This window comes from Bacillus sp. B.PNR1, from assembly GCF_030386235.1.
GTDB lineage: Bacteria > Bacillota > Bacilli > Bacillales > Bacillaceae > Bacillus > Bacillus stercoris.
In genome coordinates, this window is the sequence record NZ_JANYMN010000004.1 from 274,919 (window position 1) to 296,269 (window position 21,351).

Annotated in this window: 19 protein-coding genes; 14 read left to right on the forward strand and 5 right to left on the reverse strand. The window is 46.6% G+C overall.

The features are described from left to right. Nucleotides 1–212: 212 nt before the first annotated feature. The 12 genes from glvA (at nt 213) to lnrN (ending at nt 14,494) form a co-directional block, all read left to right on the forward strand. A complete protein-coding gene (gene glvA / locus NZD81_RS20120) occupies nt 213–1,562 on the forward strand; it encodes a maltose-6'-phosphate glucosidase (RefSeq protein WP_040083710.1) in 1,350 nt (449 codons plus the stop codon). Between the two features lie 64 nt (nt 1,563–1,626). After that, nucleotides 1,627–2,391: a MurR/RpiR family transcriptional regulator GlvR gene (gene glvR / locus NZD81_RS20125; RefSeq protein WP_014476181.1), complete on the forward strand. Its 765-nt coding sequence runs from the start codon at nt 1,627–1,629 to the stop codon at nt 2,389–2,391. 14 nt (nt 2,392–2,405) lie between these two features. After that, entirely contained in the window at nt 2,406–3,992 is a 1,587-nt protein-coding gene (malP, locus tag NZD81_RS20130; protein ID WP_282374092.1) for a PTS maltose transporter subunit IIBC, read from the forward strand. A 105-nt stretch (nt 3,993–4,097) separates the two neighbouring features. Then, the gene (locus NZD81_RS20135; RefSeq protein WP_282374093.1) at nt 4,098–5,819 is read left to right on the forward strand and encodes an ABC transporter ATP-binding protein; all 1,722 of its coding nucleotides are present in this window, start codon (nt 4,098–4,100) and stop codon (nt 5,817–5,819) included. Continuing rightward, on the forward strand, nt 5,813–7,627 hold the full coding sequence (locus NZD81_RS20140; RefSeq protein WP_014663238.1) for an ABC transporter ATP-binding protein: 1,815 nt from the start codon (nt 5,813–5,815) through the stop codon (nt 7,625–7,627). Before NZD81_RS20135 ends, NZD81_RS20140 begins: the two co-directional genes overlap by 7 nt. Nucleotides 7,628–7,780: 153 nt before the next feature. Further along, nucleotides 7,781–8,185 (forward strand): DoxX family oxidoreductase CatD, encoded by a 405-nt coding sequence (gene catD, locus NZD81_RS20145; protein WP_014663239.1) that lies wholly within the window; start codon nt 7,781–7,783, stop codon nt 8,183–8,185. Nucleotides 8,186–8,202: 17 nt separating this feature from the next. Further along, complete coding sequence (gene catE, locus NZD81_RS20150; protein WP_103031760.1) at nt 8,203–9,060, forward strand: catechol 2,3-dioxygenase; 858 nt, start codon at nt 8,203–8,205, stop codon at nt 9,058–9,060. A gap of 117 nt (nt 9,061–9,177) precedes the next feature. Then, nucleotides 9,178–10,380 (forward strand): two-component system sensor histidine kinase LnrJ, encoded by a 1,203-nt coding sequence (gene lnrJ, locus NZD81_RS20155; RefSeq protein WP_282374094.1) that lies wholly within the window; start codon nt 9,178–9,180, stop codon nt 10,378–10,380. Next, nucleotides 10,377–11,039, forward strand: a complete 663-nt coding sequence (lnrK, locus tag NZD81_RS20160; RefSeq protein ID WP_069149196.1) for a two-component system response regulator LnrK — start codon at nt 10,377–10,379, stop codon at nt 11,037–11,039. Before lnrJ ends, lnrK begins: the two co-directional genes overlap by 4 nt. A 144-nt stretch (nt 11,040–11,183) precedes the next feature. Further along, nucleotides 11,184–12,119, forward strand: coding sequence for a linearmycin resistance ATP-binding protein LnrL (lnrL, locus tag NZD81_RS20165; protein WP_282374095.1), 936 nt, complete (start codon nt 11,184–11,186; stop codon nt 12,117–12,119). 12 nt (nt 12,120–12,131) lie between these two features. Then, complete coding sequence (gene lnrM / locus NZD81_RS20170) at nt 12,132–13,322, forward strand: linearmycin resistance permease LnrM (RefSeq protein ID WP_136655052.1); 1,191 nt, start codon at nt 12,132–12,134, stop codon at nt 13,320–13,322. A 14-nt stretch (nt 13,323–13,336) separates the two neighbouring features. Then, complete coding sequence (gene lnrN, locus NZD81_RS20175; protein WP_148343825.1) at nt 13,337–14,494, forward strand: linearmycin resistance permease LnrN; 1,158 nt, start codon at nt 13,337–13,339, stop codon at nt 14,492–14,494. 75 nt (nt 14,495–14,569) lie between these two features. Here lnrN and padR read toward each other — a convergent pair whose 3' ends face one another. Then, nucleotides 14,570–15,118 carry a transcriptional regulator PadR gene (gene padR, locus NZD81_RS20180; RefSeq protein WP_069149200.1) on the reverse strand — a complete coding sequence of 183 codons (549 nt, stop codon included), beginning with the start codon at nt 15,116–15,118 and terminating at the stop codon, nt 14,570–14,572. Between the two features lie 460 nt (nt 15,119–15,578). On the opposite strand from padR, the gene NZD81_RS20185 reads away from it, so the two are divergent. Further along, nucleotides 15,579–16,667, forward strand: a complete 1,089-nt coding sequence (locus NZD81_RS20185; protein ID WP_147773067.1) for an acyltransferase family protein — start codon at nt 15,579–15,581, stop codon at nt 16,665–16,667. A gap of 34 nt (nt 16,668–16,701) precedes the next feature. Here NZD81_RS20185 and NZD81_RS20190 read toward each other — a convergent pair whose 3' ends face one another. Together NZD81_RS20190 and NZD81_RS20195 are read right to left on the reverse strand one after the other, a co-directional pair. Next, nucleotides 16,702–17,319 carry a TetR/AcrR family transcriptional regulator gene (locus tag NZD81_RS20190; protein ID WP_040083693.1) on the reverse strand — a complete coding sequence of 206 codons (618 nt, stop codon included), beginning with the start codon at nt 17,317–17,319 and terminating at the stop codon, nt 16,702–16,704. After that, nucleotides 17,285–18,538, reverse strand: coding sequence for an MFS transporter (locus NZD81_RS20195; RefSeq protein WP_282374096.1), 1,254 nt, complete (start codon nt 18,536–18,538; stop codon nt 17,285–17,287). The genes NZD81_RS20190 and NZD81_RS20195 overlap by 35 nt, the downstream gene beginning before the upstream one ends. A 125-nt stretch (nt 18,539–18,663) precedes the next feature. Between NZD81_RS20195 and bstA the strand changes: the two genes are divergently transcribed. Continuing rightward, the gene (bstA, locus tag NZD81_RS20200; RefSeq protein ID WP_040083690.1) at nt 18,664–19,200 is read left to right on the forward strand and encodes a bacillithiol transferase BstA; all 537 of its coding nucleotides are present in this window, start codon (nt 18,664–18,666) and stop codon (nt 19,198–19,200) included. Here the strand turns inward: bstA and NZD81_RS20205 are convergent. Beyond that, on the reverse strand, nt 19,197–20,753 hold the full coding sequence (locus NZD81_RS20205; protein WP_172641138.1) for an MFS transporter: 1,557 nt from the start codon (nt 20,751–20,753) through the stop codon (nt 19,197–19,199). The genes bstA and NZD81_RS20205 overlap by 4 nt on opposite strands. 111 nt (nt 20,754–20,864) lie before the next feature. After that, nucleotides 20,865–21,347, reverse strand: a complete 483-nt coding sequence (locus tag NZD81_RS20210) for a MarR family transcriptional regulator (protein WP_014663255.1) — start codon at nt 21,345–21,347, stop codon at nt 20,865–20,867. Between the last annotated feature and the right edge of the window lie 4 nt (nt 21,348–21,351).

The following is a 21,351-nucleotide window of genomic DNA, read 5'->3' on the forward strand; positions in this document are numbered from 1 at the left end:
TATTCACTTAAAATTCACAGTTGATGAGACTTTAAGATTACAAAAAAGGAAAAAAAACCAAATCTTACGGACGGAAGGTAAATGAGAAATTTCCCGCTCTATGGGAAAAAACACTAAAATTGATCAAATGACCTAAGTGCGCCAAACGTGTTACGGGACGGGCTTTCCCATGGTATAAATGAAATTGTAAACGTTATCAAGGAGGTCGTCATATGAAGAAAAAATCATTCTCAATTGTAATAGCGGGCGGAGGAAGCACTTTCACTCCAGGGATCGTACTCATGCTCTTGGACCATTTGGAGGAGTTTCCGATCAGAAAGCTGAAGCTGTATGATAATGATAAGGAGAGACAGGATCGCATTGCAGGCGCCTGTGATGTTTTTATCAGAGAAAAAGCGCCGGATATTGAATTTGCAGCGACGACTGACCCGGAAGAAGCTTTTACAGATGTCGATTTTGTTATGGCGCACATCCGGGTAGGGAAATACGCAATGCGCGCGCTGGATGAACAAATTCCGTTAAGGTACGGAGTTGTCGGCCAGGAGACATGCGGGCCGGGCGGGATCGCGTACGGGATGCGTTCGATCGGCGGTGTGCTTGAAATATTAGATTACATGGAAAAATACTCGCCTGATGCGTGGATGCTCAATTATTCCAACCCTGCGGCGATTGTAGCTGAAGCTACGAGACGCCTTAGACCGAATTCTAAAATTCTCAATATCTGTGATATGCCTGTTGGAATCGAAGACCGGATGGCGCAAATTCTTGGCTTGTCCTCAAGAAAAGAGATGAAGGTCCGCTATTACGGATTGAATCATTTCGGCTGGTGGACATCGATTCAGGATCAAGAGGGCAACGATTTAATGCCGAAGCTGAAGGAACATGTATCCCAATACGGTTATATTCCGAAAACAGAGGCTGAAGCGGTGGAGGCAAGCTGGAATGACACGTTCGCCAAAGCGCGTGACGTGCAGGCCGCAGATCCTGACACACTGCCAAATACGTATTTGCAATATTATTTGTTCCCAGATGATATGGTGAAAAAATCAAATCCGAATCATACGCGGGCGAATGAAGTCATGGAAGGGCGCGAAGCTTTTATTTTCAGCCAATGTGACATGATCACACGTGAACAGTCCTCGGAAAACAGCGAAATTAAAATCGATGACCACGCATCGTATATCGTTGATCTTGCCCGGGCGATTGCCTACAACACAGGTGAAAGAATGCTGTTGATTGTTGAAAATAACGGTGCAATTGCGAACTTTGACCCGACTGCGATGGTTGAGGTGCCATGCATCGTCGGCTCAAATGGGCCTGAACCGATTACCGTCGGCACCATTCCGCAATTCCAGAAAGGGCTCATGGAGCAGCAGGTATCCGTTGAGAAGCTGACTGTTGAAGCGTGGGCGGAGAAATCCTTCCAAAAGCTGTGGCAGGCGCTGATCCTGTCAAAAACAGTGCCGAACGCGCGTGTGGCAAGACTCATTCTTGAGGATTTAGTGGAGGCCAACAAAGACTTCTGGCCTGAGCTTGATCAAAGCCCAACCCGCATATCATAAATGAAATTCCCCCATTTTCGAATCTGTAATTGTATATAATAGAAAGAAAATGGGGGGATCTGATATGCAGCTCGAAGAACTGATCAATCAGCACTACAGCAAATTGAATGACAACGATTTTCATATTTTAAAATATATATTGAATCATAAGCACACGTGCTATCACCTTGGAATCGACGCGCTGGCCAAAGCTTGCAGTGTATCGCGTTCCTCAATTTTGCGACTTGCCCAAAAGCTCGGTTTCAGCGGCTACAGTGAATTTCGCGTCTTTTTAAAGTGGGAAGATCAGCCGGAAGAAGGCGAGAGTATGAGTTTTGAAAAGCTGCTTGATGATATTGAAGCAAATTTGAAGTTCTTACGGACAAAGGACATGACGGACATGTGCCAGCTGATTGATGAAGCGGACCGCATTTTCGTCTACGGTTCTGGAAATGCGCAAAAGATATGCGCCCGCGACCTGCAAAGAATGTTTATTCCGCGCCATCGCTATCTTATTTTGATTGAAGACACGAATGAATTTAATCTGATGCGCGGGGATTTTAAAGTGAACGATCTGTTTATCATCATTTCTCTTTCCGGAGAAACACCGGAGCTGATTCCTCAGGCAAGAATGCTTTCTGCAAAGGGTATTCCCTTTATTTCCATTACGAATTTAAAAAACAATGTCCTCGCCCAGCTGACTCCGCATAATCTCTATGCGACAAGCAAACCTGTGACATTAAGCGATAAAACGGAAATTGTCGCTTTTGCACCGTTTTTTCTCGTTGGCGAAGCATTGTTCCGCGCATATGTTGATTACAAAGAGGCAGAAAAAAATGACAATGAGTAGCAGGGGGTTCTGGTATGATGCAAAAAATTCAGCGCTTTGGAAGCGCGATGTTTGTGCCTGTTTTATTATTCGCGTTCGCCGGCATTATCGTCGGTATCAGCACGCTCTTTAAAAATAAAACCCTCATGGGATCGCTCGCCGATCCTGACGGTGTTTGGTATCAGTGCTGGTATATCATTGAGCAGGGCGGCTGGACTGTCTTTAACCAAATGCCGCTCTTATTCGCCATTGGCATCCCGGTTGCTTTGGCGAAGAAAGCTCAGGCACGCGCTTGTTTGGAAGCGCTTACTGTTTACTTGACATTCAACTATTTTGTCAGCTCGATATTGACGGTATGGGGAGGAGCATTTGGCGTCGACATGAATCAAGAGGTCGGCGGAACGAGCGGATTAACGATGATTGCGGGCATAAAAACGCTCGATACCAACATTATCGGAGCCATCTTTATTTCTTCGATTGTCGTCTTTTTGCATAACCGCTATTTTGATAAAAAACTGCCCGATTTTCTCGGCATCTTTCAGGGTTCAACGTATATCGTGATGATTTCCTTCTTTATTATGATCCCCATTGCGCTGGCTGTGTCTTATATATGGCCGATGGTTCAATCTGGAATTGGCTCGCTTCAAAGCTTCCTGGTTGCTTCCGGGGCGGTGGGCGTTTGGATATACACGTTTCTGGAACGGATTTTAATTCCGACTGGCCTTCATCATTTTATTTACACGCCGTTTATTTATGGCCCGGCTGTAGCGGAAGGCGGGATCGTCACGTATTGGGCACAGCATCTCGGCGAATATTCGCAAAGCGCCAAACCGCTGAAGGAACTCTTCCCGCAAGGCGGGTTCGCGCTTCATGGCAACTCGAAAATCTTCGGTATTCCGGGTATCGCTCTTGCTTTTTATGTGACAGCCAAAAAGGAAAAGAAAAAACTCGTTGCAGGGCTGTTGATTCCTGTCACACTGACAGCGATTGTCGCCGGGATTACAGAGCCGATTGAATTTACTTTCTTATTCATTTCACCATTCTTATTTGCGGTACACGCCGTGCTTGCCGCCACAATGTCGACAGTTATGTATATGGCCGGCGTCGTCGGAAACATGGGGGGCGGACTGATCGAAGCGGTGACCTTGAACTGGATTCCGCTCTTTGGCAGCCACGGTATGACATATGTGTACCAAATTTTGATCGGGCTCTCGTTTACAGCTATTTATTTTTTCGTCTTCAGATTTTTAATCCTCAAATTCAATATTGCTACACCAGGACGGGAAAAGGATGAACAGCAGGAAACAAAGCTGTATTCGAAAAAGGAATACAGAGAACGAAAAAACAAGGATGAAACGGCGGCCTCCGCTGCAGAAACGGCGGATGACACTGCTTTTCTGTATATTGAAGCGCTGGGCGGAAAAGACAACGTCACTGAAGTCACAAACTGCGCCACCCGTCTCAGAGTCAGTGTCAAGGACGAAACAAAGGTTGAACCCGACAGCGTATTCCGGGCGCTTGGCGCACATGGCATCGTCAGGAACGGGAAGGCGTTTCAGGTGATTATCGGATTAAGCGTGCCGCAGATGCGGGAGCGTGTGGAAAAAATATTGAATCAATAAAGACAGCCCTCCTTTTCGGGAGGGTTTTCGTTTGCCGTCAAAAAGACCGCCATAGTAAAGTAAAGAAAGAGACAATCGAGTAAAAAGGGGTTTGGAGGCTTTTACATGCAAAAGGCTTTGTCGTTTTTAAAACCATATTCATTGCTGGCGGGAATTGCGCTGATTCTTATGCTGACGGAGCTTGCGGTTGAACTGATGCAGCCTTTATTGATTGCGAAAATCATCGACGATGGGATATTGAAGCAAGATCTGCGGCATGTATGGAAATGGGGCGCGGTCATGATCGGGCTGACCGTGCTATCCTTTGCGGCGGGGATGCTGAATTCCTTTTATGCCGCCCATGTCAGCCAAAGCTTTTCCTATGATACGAGAAAAGGGCTTTTTCAAAAAATCCAGTCCTTCTCCTATTCTACATTTGGACAGTTTTCATCCTCTTCTTATATTACAAGGCTGACAAACGATGTCACACAGGTTCAAAATATGATTTTTATGAGTTTGCGGTTTATGCTGCGGGCTCCTTTAATGATTGCAGGCGGCATTGTGCTGTCGCTTGCCGTTAATGCGAAGCTCGGCTTTTTTCTGCTTGTGGCCATTCCGATCCTGATCTTGTTTTTGCTATGGGTATTACAGAAAGGCGGGGCGCTGTTCCGTTCAGTGCAGAAACGGCTGGATCAAGTGAACAACATCATGCAGGAAAACTTAACCGCAATCAAGCTGATCAAAGCGCTGCTTCGCGGCAGCCACGAGGTCAAAAAATTTATCAAAGCCAACACAAGGCTGATGGAAAAAACGGTTTCTGCCTTTCAGCTTGTGGAATTCACGATGCCTGTATTGATGCTTTTGATGAATCTCTGCATCCTGTTGATTTTGTGGGCGGGGGCCTACAGTATCACGTGCGGAAGCACTCAGGTCGGCGATGTTGTTGCGATTATCAACTATGCCACACGAATTACGGGCGCGCTTTCGATGTTTCCGTTTTTGATTATGATTTTCACAAGGGCGAAGGCTTCAGGAGATAGAATCGGCGAGGTGCTTGAAACAGAAGGCGACGAGCGGGAGGAAGGCATCATATCTGATCGTTTGGCGGGACGGATTGAGTTTCAGCATGTATCCTTCCGCTATCCTGAAATGGACAGGGAAGCGCTCAGAAATGTCTCATTTTCCGCAAAACCAAGAGAAACAATCGCGATTCTCGGTGCGACGGGCTCGGGCAAGTCCACGCTTTTTCAGCTCATTCCGAGGCTTTATCAGCCGGATGCAGGCCGTATTTACATAGATGAAAAGCCGATTCAAGATTTTCCGGCTGAAGGGCTGCGCAGGCAAATTGGATATGTACCGCAGGAGGTTCTCTTGTTTTCCGGCACAGTCAAAGAAAATATCGCTTGGGGCAAAGAAAATGCTTCACTAGATGAAATAATGGATGCGGCCAAACACACGCAAATTCATGAAACGATTTTGAAGCTCCCAAATGGATATGACACAGTTTTGGGGCAAAGGGGCGTCAATCTGTCCGGCGGCCAGAAACAGCGGATTTCCATTGCGCGGGCGCTGATCCGAAAGCCGGCCATCCTTCTTTTGGATGACAGCACAAGCGCGCTTGACCTGCAAACGGAAGCGAAGCTGCTTGAGGCAATCAGCACATACGAGTGCACAACTTTGATCATTACACAAAAAATGACCACAGCAATGAAAGCTGATCAGATTTTGCTGCTTGAGGACGGCGAACTGATTGAAAAAGGCACTCACAGTGAGCTGCTTTCTGAATCTCAGTTATACAAGCGCATTTACGAGTCACAATTCGGAAGGGAGGGGAGCGAGTCATGCTAAAAGACATCCGCAAGCCTTTCCAATATCCCAAACTGCCAATTGACAAAAAAGAAAGCGCGAAAAAGCGGGCGAAAGCAAAGGATACAAAGGGTACACTGAGACGAATCTGGTCTTACTTGGCTGAACGAAAAGGACTGCTCGTACTTGTCATGCTGATGGTTGTCATCAGCGCGATATTCGGGCTCCTTGGCCCCTTTGTGATCGGAAAGGCCATTGACCATTTTATCGTTGGGAAAACGGTCAATGGCTTGATTCCTGTTTTGCTTCTTCTGCTCGCTATCTATATCATTCAGTCCCTATCGCTCTGGTTTCAAAACTATTGGATGATTACGATCTCGCAGGGCACGGTTTTCAGAATGAGAAGCGAATTGTTCACCCATCTGCATGAGCTGCCGATTCCGTTTTTTGATAAACAGCGGCACGGCGAGCTGATGAGCCGGGTGACGAATGACATTGAAAATGTCAGTTCTACCTTAAATACGTCAGTCATTCAAATTTTGTCAAGCGTGATCACCTTTGTCGGGACCGTTGCGGTGATGCTGTACATGAGCCCGCTCCTTACATTGATTACGCTGACCATTATTCCGGTGATGGCAGCGAGCCTGAAATGGATCACCAACCGAACGGGAAAGCTGTTTAAAGAACAGCAGAAAAATCTTGGTGATCTGAATGGGTATATTGAGGAATCTGTTTCCGGCGCAAAGGTCATTAAAGCCTATTCGCGTGAGAAGCAGATTACTGCTGAATTTCTCGAAAAAAACGCTGCTCTCAAGACGTCGGGCTTTTGGGCGCAGACGATTTCAGGGTTTATCCCGAAAGTCATGAACTCTTTGAATAACTTAAGCTTTACAATGATTGCGGCAATCGGCGGTCTGTTCGCGCTGAAAGGCTGGATCTCGATCGGCTCAATCGTCGTCTTTGCCGAGTATTCAAGACAATTTACACGTCCTTTAAACGATCTGGCCAACCAGTTTAATACAATGCTGTCCGCAATTGCCGGCGCTGAACGGGTATTTGACGTGCTTGATGAAAAAGAAGAGCGCGAGGATGAAAAGAACGCCGTGCATCAGCCTATCCAAACAGGAAGCATTGAATTTCGGGATGTGTCCTTCGGTTACGATAAAGGGCGACATACACTGAAGCATTTACAGTTTACCGTGCCTGCCGGGCAGTCCATCGCGTTTGTCGGGCCGACGGGAGCGGGAAAGACGACAGTCACCAACCTACTCGCCCGTTTTTACGAGCCTGACGAAGGAAAAATTTTAATCGACGGTACAGATATTAAAACCCTTACTAGAGCAAGCCTGAGAAAAAACATGGGATTTGTTCTTCAGGATTCGTTTTTGTTTCAAGGAACGATCAGAGAAAATATTCGCTACGGCAGGCTTGATGCTTCTGATCAGGAAGTAGAAGCAGCTGCAAAAACAGCAAATGCCCATAGTTTTATTGAAAGGCTGCCAAAAGGGTACGACACCGTGCTGACGCAAAACGGCTCGGGCATCAGTCAAGGACAGAAACAGTTAATTTCTATAGCGCGGGCGGTGCTTGCCGATCCGGTTCTTCTCATTTTGGATGAAGCAACAAGCAACATTGATACCGTAACGGAAGTCAACATTCAAGAAGCGCTTGCCCGTTTAATGGAAGGAAGAACAAGCGTCATCATTGCCCACAGGCTGAATACCATTCAAAGAGCGGATCAGATTGTGGTGCTGAAAGACGGCGAAATGATTGAAAAGGGCAGCCATGATGATCTGATCCGGCAAAAAGGATTTTACAGCAACTTATATGAAAGCCAATTTGAGAAATAGACCTTTGTCCTGCACAGAGGTCTTTTTTGTTACAGTTTTATAGTACTTTTATGTCATTTTCGTAAAATGTAACAAAATTACTTGACGTAAACAAGTTATGTATATATACTAGCTTACATTAAGTAAGTGATAACATTTATCAAGGAGGATCAAATGAATAAATCATTTGAAATTGGCACATTACTTTTAAGAGTTATTACAGGTATTATCTTTTTTGTCCACGGTTTGTCTAAGTTTCAGGGAATGGAGGGCACCATCCAATTTTTCGGCAGCATAGGCCTTCCAAGCTTTATGGCGTATGTCATCGCAGCGATTGAACTCATTGGCGGAGTGCTTGTCTTCTTCGGATTGGCTACACGTATTGTCGGTGTACTGTTCGCACTTACACTGATCGGCGCCATCATCACAGTTAAGCTGAAAGCGCCATTCATGGGCAATGCAGAATTTGATTACCTTCTGCTTTTGACATCCATCCACCTGGCGCTTACGGGAAGCCGATTCCTGGCGCTGGACCCATTAGTGTTTAAAGGAAAAAAGAACACAAACGTATCAGCATAAGAAAAGAGGCATACAGCATGACCAGCATTCATGAGGATACACACATTGGCTATGCCAAACTCACAATCCGCAGTTTGGAGCGTTCCCTTCAGTTCTACTGTAACGTCATCGGTTTTCAAGTTTTAAAAAAGACGGATCATCGAGCTGAATTAACGGCTGACGGGAAGCGCGTTCTGCTTATTCTTGAAGAAAATCCAAGCGCCGTCGTCTTGCCTGAACGGTCTGTGACGGGTCTTTATCACTTTGCGATTCTTCTTCCGGACAGGAAGGAACTTGGGATCGCGCTCGCCCGCCTGATTGAACACGGCATTGCCATCGGACATGGGGACCATGCTGTCAGCGAAGCGCTCTACCTGTCTGATCCTGATGGCAACGGCATTGAAATGTACGCTGACCGCCCCCGCAGCACGTGGCAGCGTGACCGGGAAGGGAACTACGTCATGACGACAACCGCTGTTGACATTGAAGGCCTATTGGAAGAGGCAGGAGATGAACGGAAAACAGCGCTTCCCAACGATACAATCATCGGACACATTCATCTGCATGTCAGTGATTTGAATGAAGCAAAAGCGTTTTATACAGATGTGCTGGGCTTTGACATTGTCGGAAACTATGCGGGCATGTCCGCTCTCTTCGTTTCAGCCGGAGGCTACCACCATCATATCGGCTTAAACATTTGGGCGGGAAGAAACGCGCCGCCCAAACCGACAAATGCCAGCGGACTAGACTATTACACGGTTGTCCTGCCTCATCAAGAGGAACTGGATCAAGTGGCTGACCGAGTCAAACGCGCCGGATATTCGATCGAAGAAATGGAAAACAGCTTCCGAGTGAAAGATCCTGTTTCCGGGGCCCATATTCTATTTGTGAATTGACTGCAATCCCCTTGCCGAAAAAACGGCAGGGGGATTTTTTATTTTCCAGAAACTCCTGTCAAAAATGCCCTGAGGAAGGTATGATAAGAAGGGAATTGGGTATCGGGAGTGATGAGTGTGAAGGCTCTTTTTTTTACGAGAATGTTCACCTTGATGGTGAGTTGTTTAATGTATTTGTCCATTGTCAAAGAGGATAACTGGTTTGGATATGTATTTATCGCAGCAGGTGCTGCCATGTATGCAGCCAATCATGTTTTGCTGACAAAAGAGACAAGTGCCATCTGGTTTTGTCTGATTGATATTGCAATCGGCTTTTCGTTCGGATTTATCTTTCCCGGCACAGGTTTGTTCATTATTATGCTTTGTCCGGTTGCGGTCGCCTTTTTTCTGCGGGGGTTTCCTAAAAGAACAGCTTGGTCTGTCTTATGTCTTTGCTCTATTTTGTTTTTGCTCGTCCTCATCCGTACATATGCGATGTTCGGCAATGAATTTGTCATTGATCATTTGACCAGCATGACATTCGTTGTCTTCTGCGGTGTTGTGGGCAAATTAATCCGCAAGCTGTTGGATGCGCAGGAAACGGCAAAACAGCAGTACCGGGAACTGACAGAATCCCACTTGGCGCTGTCTGCTGCCCACGAGGAGCTGCATTTATATGCGAAGCAGGTTGAGGAGCTGACCGCCATTCATGAGCGGAATAGAATGGCAAGGGAAATCCATGATACAGTCGGACACAAAATGACGGCGCTCCTCGTTCAGCTGCAGCTTTTGCGTGAATGGCAAAAAAGAGACAGCCAAAAAGCGGATGAGACAGTCGGTGTCTGTGACACGCTTGCCCGTGAAGCGCTTGATGATGTCCGCTTATCAGTACGCACCCTGCAAACGGAAAACGATCCTTCGCTAATCGAATCGCTGAAACAGCTGACAGAAGACTTTTACAAAAATGCAGGAGTTACAACTGAATTTGCGGTCAGCGGCGATCCTGCAATCATCCCGCTGTCTCTCCATCCGACCCTGATCAGAACGGTGCAGGAAGCACTGACCAATGCCAAACGGCACGGCGGCGCCACAGCCTGTTCGATACAGCTTGCCTGCACAACGGACAGCATAAGCCTTGTCATTAAGGATGACGGCAAAGGAAATCCAGAAACGGCACTTGGCTTTGGCCTCTTGAATATGAAAAAGCGGGCAGCGGAGCATGGCGGAACGATCCGCTTTGAGAGTGAACGGGATCAAGGGTTTACTGTAATCGCCGAATTTTCACTGGCTAATAAAAAATGGAGCTTCGGGCCCGCACAGCAAAAGGAGAATTTATCATGATTAAGATCATCATTACCGACGATCAGGATATCGTCAGAGAAGGGCTGGCATCCCTGCTTCAGCTCCGAGAAGAGCTCGATGTGATCGCAACGGCGCGAAACGGACAGGAAGCCTTCGAAAAGGCGAAAGAGCTGGAGCCGGATATCGTGTTAATGGACATCCGCATGCCGGTCTCCAATGGTGTCGAAGGAACAAAATTGATTACAAGCTCTTTGCCCGGCGTAAAGGTTTTGATGCTGACAACCTTCAAGGACTCAGAGCTGATTGCTGAAGCGCTTGAAGAAGGAGCGAGCGGATACCTGCTGAAGGACATGTCGGCAGATACGATTGTAAAAGCGGTCATGACTGTTCATTCTGGCGGAATGGTGCTTCCTCCGGAACTGACTGCTCAAATGCTGAATGAATGGAAGCGTGAAAAACAGCTGAAAGGAATAAGCGACATAGAAAAACCTAAGGAGCTGCTCGACTTGACCGAGCGCGAAATCGAGGTTCTGGCTGAGCTGGGGTACGGGCTGAATAACAAAGAAATTGCTGAAAAGCTGTACATTACAGAAGGCACAGTCAAAAATCATGTTTCAAATATCATCAGCAAGCTGGCTGTCAGGGACAGAACCCAAGCCGCCATTTACTCGGTCAGATATGGTGTATCTGTCTTTTGACATATGACGTTTTGCATATGCATTTCTCTAAAAAGGCCTTTTACAGGCCTTTTTTTTCATGCCTTACATTCTATCCGGCGCTACATGCCGCACGCCTTTCTTTTTTCTACAATGGCAATGGGAGTAAAAAAGGAGTGAAACAACGTGCTGCAAGCAGAAAACATCAAAAAGGCATATGGGAAAAAAACAATCGTGAAAGGCATTTCATTTTCCCTCCAAAAGGGGGAGTCATTCGGGCTGCTCGGGCCAAACGGTGCGGGAAAATCCACAACCATCTCAATGATTTCCGGCCTTGTGCCGCATGACAGCGGGAACATCACAGTCGGCGGCTGTGTCATCGGTAAAGAAACAGCTAAAGCGAAACAAAAAATCGGTGTTGTCCCGCAGGAAATTGCTTTATATCCGACGCTCACGGCTCATGAGAATCTTATGTTTTGGGGGAAAATGTACGGACTTACGCACGGTGAGGCTAAAAAAAGATCGGCAGAGGTCCTCGAATACGTCGGCCTGACTGAGCGTGCCAAAGATAAAATTGAAACATTCTCCGGAGGGATGAAGCGAAGAATCAACATCGGTGCGGCTTTAATGCATAAGCCCGAGCTGCTGATTATGGATGAACCGACTGTCGGTATTGACCCTCAGTCAAGAAATCATATTTTAGAAACGGTGAAACAGCTCAACGAATCGGGCATGACGGTGATCTATACGAGTCATTACATGGAAGAGGTTGAGTTTTTATGCGATCGGATCGGAATTATTGATCAGGGCGAAATGATTGCGATCGGTACAAAAACTGATTTGTGCAGCCGTCTTGGAGGCGATACCATCATTCAGCTCACGGTCAGCGGGATCGATGAAGCGTTTCTTTTTGCGATCCGTTCTTTGGCTCATGTGAATGATGTGACAGTACATGACCCAGAGCTCAAAATTGACATTGCTGCGGCCCATCATGAGAAAGTCGTCACAAGCCTGCTTGCTGAAGCCGCTGCCCATCATATAAACCTGCTGTCTCTTCAGGTGCAGGAACCAAATCTGGAGCGCCTGTTTCTGAATTTGACCGGCCGCACGTTGCGGGATTAAGGGGGAACGGCTATGAAAAAAAGCATATGGATCGCATGGAAAGATGTCAAAATCAGAATCACGGACAGAAAAGGGTTTATGATGCTTATCCTAATGCCGCTGATCCTAACCTGTATTTTAGGAGCGGCGCTCGGGTCAGTTGTTGACGGAGGCAGCGGGATTGATGAGATCAAAGTCGGCTACGTTCAACCAGATCAGTCAGATGCAGCGAACATGTTTACGAAAGATGTGCTCAAAAAAATGAAGTCGATAAAGGCCACACAAGCAACCAGCGAAGACAAGATGAAGAAACTGCTTGATGAAAAGAAAATCGATGTAGGTATTGTCATTCCGAAACATTGGGAATCCGGCAAAACATCAGCTGTTGTTTATGCCGCTCCTGATCAAACATTAAAAAGTTCCATCATCGAAACAGCTGCCAGCTCTTTTATAGACCAATATAAAGCGGTAAAAGAAGCCGCGTCAGCTTCAATGGATTACGTCAGCAAAACGGCAGCTGTACAGCAAGGAAAACTTGACACTGCACAGTTTGCAGAAAAGCTGACAAAGACACTTGAAAGAGAAACGGGCGACAAACTTACTATTAAGGAAAAATCTGTTGGCAGCAAGGCAGTTACCAGTTTTCAATACTATTCGGCTGCAATGCTTTGCATGTTTATGCTGTTTCATATGACAGTCGGGGCGAAATCATTTTTACAGGAAAAGGATACGGAGACGCTTGCCAGAATGCTGATGACGCCCGCGCAAAAATCTGTCATTCTCTTCGGAAAATGGCTTGGGACATATCTGTTTGCCATCATACAATTTTTCATATTTCTGATCGTCACAATCAATGTTTTTGGTGTGGACTGGGGCGGCAATCTGCTGTTTGTGAGTGTTCTCGGGCTTTCTTACGCCGCTGCTGTATCCGGCATTTCAATGCTGCTTGCGTCCTTCCTCAGCGATATGAAATCTGCGGATGCGATCGGCGGCTTCGGTATTCAATTGCTTGCAGTTCTCGGCGGGTCCATGCTGCCGCTGTACCAATTTCCGGACGTCTTGCAGACTGTATCTAAAGCTGTGCCAAATCGCTGGGCGCTTGACGGCTTTCTTTCTTTAATGGAAGGGGGAGGCTGGGCTGACCTTCAAAAGCCTGTGCTTCTTTTTGCGGGGATTGGGCTTTGCTCACTTGTAATTGGTATCAGACGGCTTCATACAAGATAAGGAGGTACACCAGGGTGAAAAAAATCATAGCCATTTGCGGCATTGAGCTTTCTCTCATTTTTAAGAAGCCGCAGAACTATTTAATCATGTTTGCTGCCCCGCTGTTGCTTACCTTTGTATTTGGGAGCATGCTCAGCGGAAATGATGATAAAGTGCGGCTTGCAATCGTTGATCAGGACGACACGATTCTCTCACAGCATTATACTCGGCAGCTGAAGGCGCACGATAATATGTATACATTCGAAAGCATGTCTGAAAACAAAGCGTCAGAAAAGCTGAAACAAAAGAAAATTGTCGGGATCATCGTCATTTCCCGCTCGTTCCAGACACAGCTGGAAAAAGGCAAACATCCTGAGCTGATTTTCCGTCACGGCCCCGAGCTGTCGGAAGCGCCGATGGTCAAACAATATGCAGAAAGCACATTGGCAACGCTCAATATTCAGGTTACCGCGGCGAAAACGGCAGCTCAGACAGCGGGAGAGAGCTGGAAGGCGGCGTATAAAACAGTTTTCGCCAAAAAACATGAAGATTCAGCTCCGGCTGTAAAACGACAGACGCTCAGCGATAAAAAAGAGGGTGTGGAAGCGAGTGACACAGCCTCCAGAGCAGCAGGCTTTTCCATCCTATTTGTCATGCTGACCATGATGGGAGCGGCTGGAACCATTTTAGAAGCAAGAAAAAACGGCGTCTGGTCCAGATTGCTTACAGCCTCTGTCAGCCGAGTAGAAATCGGTGCTGGGTATGTGCTGTCCTTCTTTGTCATTGGCTGGATTCAATTTGGCATTTTGCTTCTCGCAACCCATTGGCTGTTTGGCATCAACTGGGGGAATCCGGCTGCGGTTATGGTGTTGGTCTCGCTATTTTTGCTGACCGTTGTCGGCATTGGATTGATGATTGCGGCCAATGTCAAAACGCCAGAACAGCAGCTCGCGTTTGGCAACTTGTTCGTCATTGCAACGTGTATGGTGAGCGGAATGTATTGGCCGATCGACATTGAACCGAAATTTATGCAATCCATCGCTGAATTTCTTCCCCAAAAGTGGGCAATGAGCGGGCTGACTGAGATTATCGCTAACGGTGCCCGCGTCACAGATATTCTCGGGATCTGCGGCATTTTGCTTGCATTTGCGGCGATCACTTTCGCAGCGGGGCTGAAAGCGCTCCGAGCTTAAAAAAATCATCTGTCCGAGGGACAGATGATTTTTTTATGTGGGCAAACCCATGCATTACGTAAAGGACGCTCCCGGTTAATCCTTATCGATCATAGCTAAAATCGATTCCAGCCAAGAAACGTAATTTTTCTCTCTCTCCAGCGCTTTCGTCAGCACGAGGTAGTGGCCGAAGTCCGGTGAAGAAAACGACATCGGCTCTGCTGAAGCCATTAGCTTTTCATAGCTTTCCTGCAGGTCAGACAGCTTGGCCTTGCGTTTTAGAAGCTGGTCTGTAAACAATTCTGAAGCCTCCTGCCGTGATAGAGAAGAAATAAAGTATGCCTTCAGCATAAATTCATCCTTCACCGTCTCCGGTATCGGCTGATGGCGGATCAGCCAGTCATGCAGTTCCTGCTTTCCGCTGTCTGTCAGGGTGTACATCTTTTTCTCCAGCTTTGTGCCCTGAATCGTTGTCCGGAACGTGATAAATCCTTCATCCGTCAGCTTTTTGAGCTCGGGATAAATCTGGCTGTGCTTGGCGCTCCAAAATTGGCCAAGCTCCTCTTTAAAATAACTCGTAATGTCGTATCCACTCAATTCGCCTTTTCGCAAAAGCCCTAATATGGCGTATTTTAATACTCTCATGCTATCCTCCGTGTCTATGGCTGTTTCGAAAAACAGATGAGTCGGTGCTCAACTGTGATTCTAACTGCCTATTCCCCTTATTATAGAAAAGGGTGGAAGGGAACACAACCGGGCCACTTGGGAAATGAAAATAAAAGGTATGTCAGACGTATCCGATTCATCTCCATTGATGTGATAAAAGAGATTTGCATTTAATTTTTAGAAAAATATAAACGATATTGTTTTTTTATGTATAATGGGGAATCCTCTCTTAATATGAGCCGCAATATCTATATCTCCATAAAACAACCTGCTGTCTCCGTTACAGCGGGTTTTTTCGTCTGAGAAAGCCATAGGGTCTTATGACCTTAGTCTATCATGCATACGTCATTATATGACATCAGGCACTTTTTCAAATAGAACAGACATGTTAAGGTACAACCATCGATTTCTGTCAATTTGAAATAAAAGGAGCGCTGTCATGCAAATTAAAGAAATTTTTATGATCCGCTGCATTTCGTGCTTAAGTGTCGTCCTGCTCCATATCATTTCAATGGTCCTGATGCTTCAGGCAGAAGCTCTTGCAGATGTTTCTCACACTGTTGATTCTTTCCGTACTCTCCTGATGTTCAGCACGCCCGCTTTTATTTTCATCTCTGAATTTTTACTGGCCCGTTCTTATCCTGACGGGGTGCCAGAAGGTTTTTTAAAGAAGCGGGGAAAAGTGATTTTTGTTCCTTTTTTATTTATCGCGGCCATTGATGCCCTGCTGATGACCAGTGCGATGGGGGGAGAGATAACCTTTCTCGCGTTTGTGCAAAAGTATCTGGCGAATGTATTCCTAGGAAACTTTATCGGGTACTTCATTCTCGTCATCTTTCAGTTTTACATTCTGCATATGATGTTTCATGAGTATTTGAAAAAAGCATCTCTGAAATGGGTGCTGTCTATCTCATTTGTGGTGACAGCCGCTTATTTAAGCTATTTCTCCGCAGTCAGCCCGGCTCCTGCTTCTGAAGAGGGCGGGTCATTTCCGTTCTTCTGGGTTCCGTTCGCAGGCTGGCTTTTCTACTTTTGTCTAGCCTACTATTGCGGAAAAGAGTACAAGCGTTTCTTAGCGCTGCTGAACCAATACCGCTGGGTCGTATACGGTTGCGCAATTGCTTCTGGTGCGCTGGTTGTCACTGTTTCTTATGTCGGCGAAATCGGCATGATCAGCTCGAAGCGGCCTGATATCATGCTGTATTCGACAAGCATGATTTTCCTGTGCTTTCACTTGTTTTCTAAAATGAAGCATGTGCCGAAAATCATGATGTTTATCAGCAACTATTCCTTTTCGATTTATCTGCTCCATGCCTATTTTATGATGATAGGCTACGTGTTGCTTTTGAATATGCCCGAAATTCCCGCCGTACCGGCTGTTCTCCTGCTGTTTGCCGTGTGTACAGCCGGCCCGATTCTGACCTCGTGGGCGCTGAATAAGTTCAAATACGGGTATTTATTTGTGGGGAAGGTTTATCAGCCAAAACAGAAGAAGGTAATAGTCGAAGTGCGTGATCACGCAGGGTAAAAAACAAGCGGCAGGGGGCTCCTGCCGCTTGTTTTTATTTCTCATCCGCTTGCAGAACTGTTTTTAAATATAGTTTTGCAGACTCAGCAAGTCCAGATACATCAGCCTTTTCTTCATCGAAATACAGGGCGTTTTGAATGATGCCGTCATTCATATTGAGGAAAAACTTGGCGATAGTCGCAAGAGGCTGAACCGGCTGAAACTCTCCCTGATCGATCCCTTTTTGCAATAGCTTTGAAAATCTTTCTACAAAAAGATCATACCGCTTCTCCAAGTATTGCCGTCGCTCTTCATTCCGCCAAGCTGTCACTAAATATTCAAATTGCACCGGCGCCAGCGTATCTGCTACATCACGCAGGCCCTCAGTTAGTTCATCCAAATAGATTGAAATGGCGGCCCAAACACTTTGGTGTTCAGCTGATTTATCAAGCTTTCGGAGTCCTTCATCCAGCCCTGTTTCAATAATGCGGCGAAACATCTCCTCAGTGCTTGAAAAATAAAGATAGACACCGCCTCGGCTGAAACCTGATTCTTCCACAACGTCCTTCATCGTCGTTAATTCGAATCCTTTTCGTTTAAAAACCGTTTTGGCAGCCTCTAAAATCTCTGCCTGCCGTTTATCCTTGTGCTCCTTTGTTACTTTCGGTGACAAGATATCGCCTGCTTTCTGAAACTTTCTTACCTACAAGTGTAATCAACCCAATCATGATCAGCAAGCAGCCACAGACAAGAAAAGCAAGTGAAACACCGATCCATTCCGCCAGCACGCCCCCGCCCGCCATGCCGAGGATGGAGGCGAGGGTTGTCGCGCTTTGAATGGCGCCAAACACCCTGCCGCTGTAATCGACAGGCACTGTTGCTTGCACGAGAATTTGAAATGGAATATGGACGAGGCCGAAAGCCGCCCCCATGATGAAAAAAGCAAATATAAAAAGAGCCATGCCGGCAATGCCCATACCGGTTAGAAATGGCACACCTCCAGTCGCTAGTCCAAGAAGAAGGGTTCCAGTTGAGAAATAAAGCAAATAAGAAGTGATCTGCCGTCTGCCGGCAATGACCGCCGTAAGGAGCATGCCGGCGCCGCTTACGGCCATGCACCAGCCTGCAAGCTCGGGCGGAGCTCCTGAAAAGGAGCGGATAAGAATAATCGCTTGGGAATCACCAATCTGCAAAATAAAGAGAACGACACAAGCTGTGAGTAAGCCTGTTAAAAGAAGCGGCATCCGTTTCAAAAACTGAAGGCCTTCCTTGATAGAAGTAAGTGCTGATGTTTTTTCTTGAGGTGTATTGGCTTTTTGTAAAAAAGCATCTCTGGGGAGGAAAAACAAAATGACAGCGGAAAGAAAGAAGGCGCCGGCGTTTATATAAAAAACAGAATGTATCGAGAAAGCAGCGATCAGCGTGCCGCCGAGGGCAGGGCCGAAGATTTTTGAACTGTTATCAATGATGCTGCTGACGGAAACAGCCTGCTGGAGGTGTGCTTCCGGCGCCAATTCCTTAAGCTTTCCGTTTTTAGCAGGTGAAAAAAGTGAAGAAAAACAGCTCTGAACGCATAGCAATACGTAAAGCTGCCAAAGCTCACTGACATAAACGCAGCTGATAACGGTGAGGGCACGGCCGATTTCAGACAGAAACATAATCGTTTTTCTGTCAAAACGGTCGGCGAGTAGGCCCGATACAGGTCCAAGTACAATGACAGGCAAAGCAAATGACATCATTAAAAACGACATATCTAATGGTGAAGCATCCAGCTGAAAAGCGGCTAACGTTAGCACGGCCAAAATGTGAAGCCAGTCTCCAAGTGAAGAAATGGTTTGTGAGGCTAACAGTGTCATCAGCCCTTTTTGAGTGCGAAACAACGGTTTTTCCATGATTCATCCTCCTAAAAAATAAAAATGACACTAGTGTCGTTTTTTTATTGTATGGGAAAAAGACGCAAGACACAATCTTTTTCTTGTAAAATAAAGGAGAAGAGTGAAAAGAAGGGGGAACATGCATGACAACAGACAACCTAAGCTACCCAATAGGAGAATACAAGCCGAGGGAATCCATATCGAAGGAGCAAAAAGATGAATGGATACAAGCCCTTGAAAAAGTGCCTGCCCAACTGAAGCAAGCCGTAGAAGGCATGACGGACAGCCAGCTTGACACACCGTACCGGGACGGTGGATGGACTGTTCGGCAAGTTGTTCATCATCTGGCTGACAGTCATATGAACAGCTATATTCGTTTTAAATTGAGCTTGACGGAAGAGACGCCGGCTATCCGTCCGTATGATGAAAAAGCATGGTCGGAGTTAAAAGACTCGAAAACGGCAGATCCGAGCGGTTCACTCGCCCTTTTGCAGGAGCTTCACGGAAGATGGACGGCTCTGCTCCGCACTCTGACGGATCAGCAATTTCAGCGCGGGTTTTATCACCCTGATACAAAGGAGGTTATTACCCTGGAGAACGCGCTCGGCCTGTATGTCTGGCACTCACATCACCATACCGCTCATATTACAGAGCTTTCCAAACGGATGGGGTGGTCTTAACGCTTTTGCCGGCGGAAAGCTGGAATACTGATAGCGGCAATCACTAGCAGTGAGATCACAGCAGCCGCTGCATATAAATGGTCATAGCCGCTGGCGACACTCGCATGAATGGCATCGCTTATCGCGGCTTTGACTTCAGGAACGGGAATGCGTTCAACTTGTTCTTGTAAAGTAGAAACATCAGAACTGTCGATCTCCGGAATCATCTGCCTCGCCTTTTCTGAATGCCCGCTGTCCGATAAGCGGCTCTTGATTTCATCACCGATTTGGTCAAACCCGGCCGTGATAAAACCTGCGTAAAGAGTAGGCGCCAAGGTCAGTCCAATTTGCCTTACTAATGAAAGCGTGCCAAGCGCTGTGCCTTTATTTGTTTTAGCCGCTTCTGATACAAGGACGTTTAGCGGAGCGCCTAACAGAAAGCCAAAGCCGATCCCAGCCACCACACTTGCGATCACAAACTCCCATTTTTCCGTCACCCAGAGCGGAAATAAAGCAAACCCCGCACATGAAATGATTCCCGAAAGAATAACGGTTTTTACAGGACCTTTTTTGTCGGTAAGCGCTCCGCCAAGCCAAGCGCCGATTCCGGAAGCCAACGCAAGAGGTGTCATCCAATAGCCTGCTTTTGCGGCAGGGACTCCTAAATACTGCTCGACATATGACGGGATAAAAATGACTGCCGCCAAGAGTCCCCCGGATAACAAACCGATGATAAGCGTGCGCTGAAACATGTTGTTTCGCAGCAGAGAATACGCTAAAATCGGATCGCCCCCGCGCATTTCAACTCTCTTTTCATACGTGATAAGCGCTGCAAAACAAAGAATGCCAAAAATAATACATCCATAAACCTCCGGATGTCCCAAGCTGTTTAAGAGATTTGCCCCGTCAAGGTTCGTCATGCCGTACATCACGGCTAAAATCGACAGGGACAGAAGAAAGATGCCAGCCGTATCGAGGCGTTTAGCCTCAGGCGCTTTTGTTTCCGCAATAAAACATGCGCCGAAAACAATCAATAGCACGGCAATCGGCAAATTAATCAAAAACAGCCAATGCCAAGACCCGGTCCAATCAAGCAGAAAGCTCCCGATATTGGGCCCGAGCACAGCGGCCATGCCGTTCATTGCGCCAAGCAGTCCAAGCGCCTTTCCTTGTTTTTCCTTTGGAAGCGTAGCGAGAATGTGCGAGCTGCCGATGATGAAAATCCCGCCGCCGCCAAGCGCCTGAATCAGCCGCGATATCAGAAAGAGCGGGAAGCTTTGGCTCAAAGCAACAAGCAAAGAACCAAGTCCGAACAGGCAAACCTCAATGAGAAAGAGTTTTTTTCTGCCGTAGCGATCGGAAAGCTTTCCGACGATTGGCACACTGACGCTAAGACCGAGCGTATAAAGGGTGATGCCCCATGATCCCCAAGAAGGAGAAACAGCAAACGACTCGTTTATCGTTGTTAAAGCAGCCGAAATAATTCCGTTATCTAAAGCAGCCATAAACACGCCAATCGTAAACAGGCTGATTGCCCACTTTTGGCTTTTCTGCTTTGTTAATGCTTCAGACATATTCATCAACTCCTCTTTAGTTCACTCAAAATATATTATTCATTTTAAATGAACTAAATGTCAAATAAAAAAAGCCTGTTTCCGCAGTTTGCGGATGACAGACTTGCAGATCTATTCTTTTTTCGCTTTCTCTAATGCTCTTGAAAGGATAGACAACCCTTCGGAAACAGCCTGCTTTTCTTCAGGGGACAGCAGCTCCAATGAACGCTTCAATTTCAGGTGGCCTTTTTCATACAACCCCCGGAAAATATTTTTCGCATTTTCTGTCAACTGAACAACCACTGAGCGGCGGTCCTCTTCAGAATGTGAGCGTTTGACAAATCCTGATTTTTCAAGCCGGTCAAGCAGCCCTGTTGTATTAGACAGGGAAGCCCCCATTTTTTCAGCAATGTCACTCACTTTCAGTGTTCCATGGTTGTTTAATAGCATCAGCACTTTCATTTGCGGCATGCTCATATCCAGCTTCATCCATTCGGACACATCACCGAGCCCGGCAGAAGTTAAGACTTTCATATAGAGCACCCATATTTCCCGCTCCTCCGATGAAAGAATGTTTTCGTTTAGTACCGTTGTATCGTGTAAATTATATTCCATTTCA

What these genes read in the sequence shown, in the direction of transcription:
- NZD81_RS20135 (WP_282374093.1), top strand. Translation starts at nt 4,098, where the DNA reads ATGCAAAAGGCTTTGTCGTTTTTAAAACCATATTCATTGCTGGCGGGA.
- glvA (WP_040083710.1), top strand. Translation starts at nt 213, where the DNA reads ATGAAGAAAAAATCATTCTCAATTGTAATAGCGGGCGGAGGAAGCACT.
- lnrM (WP_136655052.1), top strand. Translation starts at nt 12,132, where the DNA reads ATGAAAAAAAGCATATGGATCGCATGGAAAGATGTCAAAATCAGAATC.
- NZD81_RS20210 (WP_014663255.1), bottom strand. Translation starts at nt 21,347, where the DNA reads ATGGAATATAATTTACACGATACAACGGTACTAAACGAAAACATTCTT.
- NZD81_RS20140 (WP_014663238.1), top strand. Translation starts at nt 5,813, where the DNA reads ATGCTAAAAGACATCCGCAAGCCTTTCCAATATCCCAAACTGCCAATT.
- malP (WP_282374092.1), top strand. Translation starts at nt 2,406, where the DNA reads ATGATGCAAAAAATTCAGCGCTTTGGAAGCGCGATGTTTGTGCCTGTT.
- catD (WP_014663239.1), top strand. Translation starts at nt 7,781, where the DNA reads ATGAATAAATCATTTGAAATTGGCACATTACTTTTAAGAGTTATTACA.
- padR (WP_069149200.1), bottom strand. Translation starts at nt 15,118, where the DNA reads ATGAGAGTATTAAAATACGCCATATTAGGGCTTTTGCGAAAAGGCGAA.
- bstA (WP_040083690.1), top strand. Translation starts at nt 18,664, where the DNA reads ATGACAACAGACAACCTAAGCTACCCAATAGGAGAATACAAGCCGAGG.
- NZD81_RS20185 (WP_147773067.1), top strand. Translation starts at nt 15,579, where the DNA reads ATGCAAATTAAAGAAATTTTTATGATCCGCTGCATTTCGTGCTTAAGT.
- glvR (WP_014476181.1), top strand. Translation starts at nt 1,627, where the DNA reads ATGCAGCTCGAAGAACTGATCAATCAGCACTACAGCAAATTGAATGAC.
- NZD81_RS20195 (WP_282374096.1), bottom strand. Translation starts at nt 18,538, where the DNA reads ATGGAAAAACCGTTGTTTCGCACTCAAAAAGGGCTGATGACACTGTTA.
- catE (WP_103031760.1), top strand. Translation starts at nt 8,203, where the DNA reads ATGACCAGCATTCATGAGGATACACACATTGGCTATGCCAAACTCACA.
- NZD81_RS20205 (WP_172641138.1), bottom strand. Translation starts at nt 20,753, where the DNA reads ATGTCTGAAGCATTAACAAAGCAGAAAAGCCAAAAGTGGGCAATCAGC.
- lnrK (WP_069149196.1), top strand. Translation starts at nt 10,377, where the DNA reads ATGATTAAGATCATCATTACCGACGATCAGGATATCGTCAGAGAAGGG.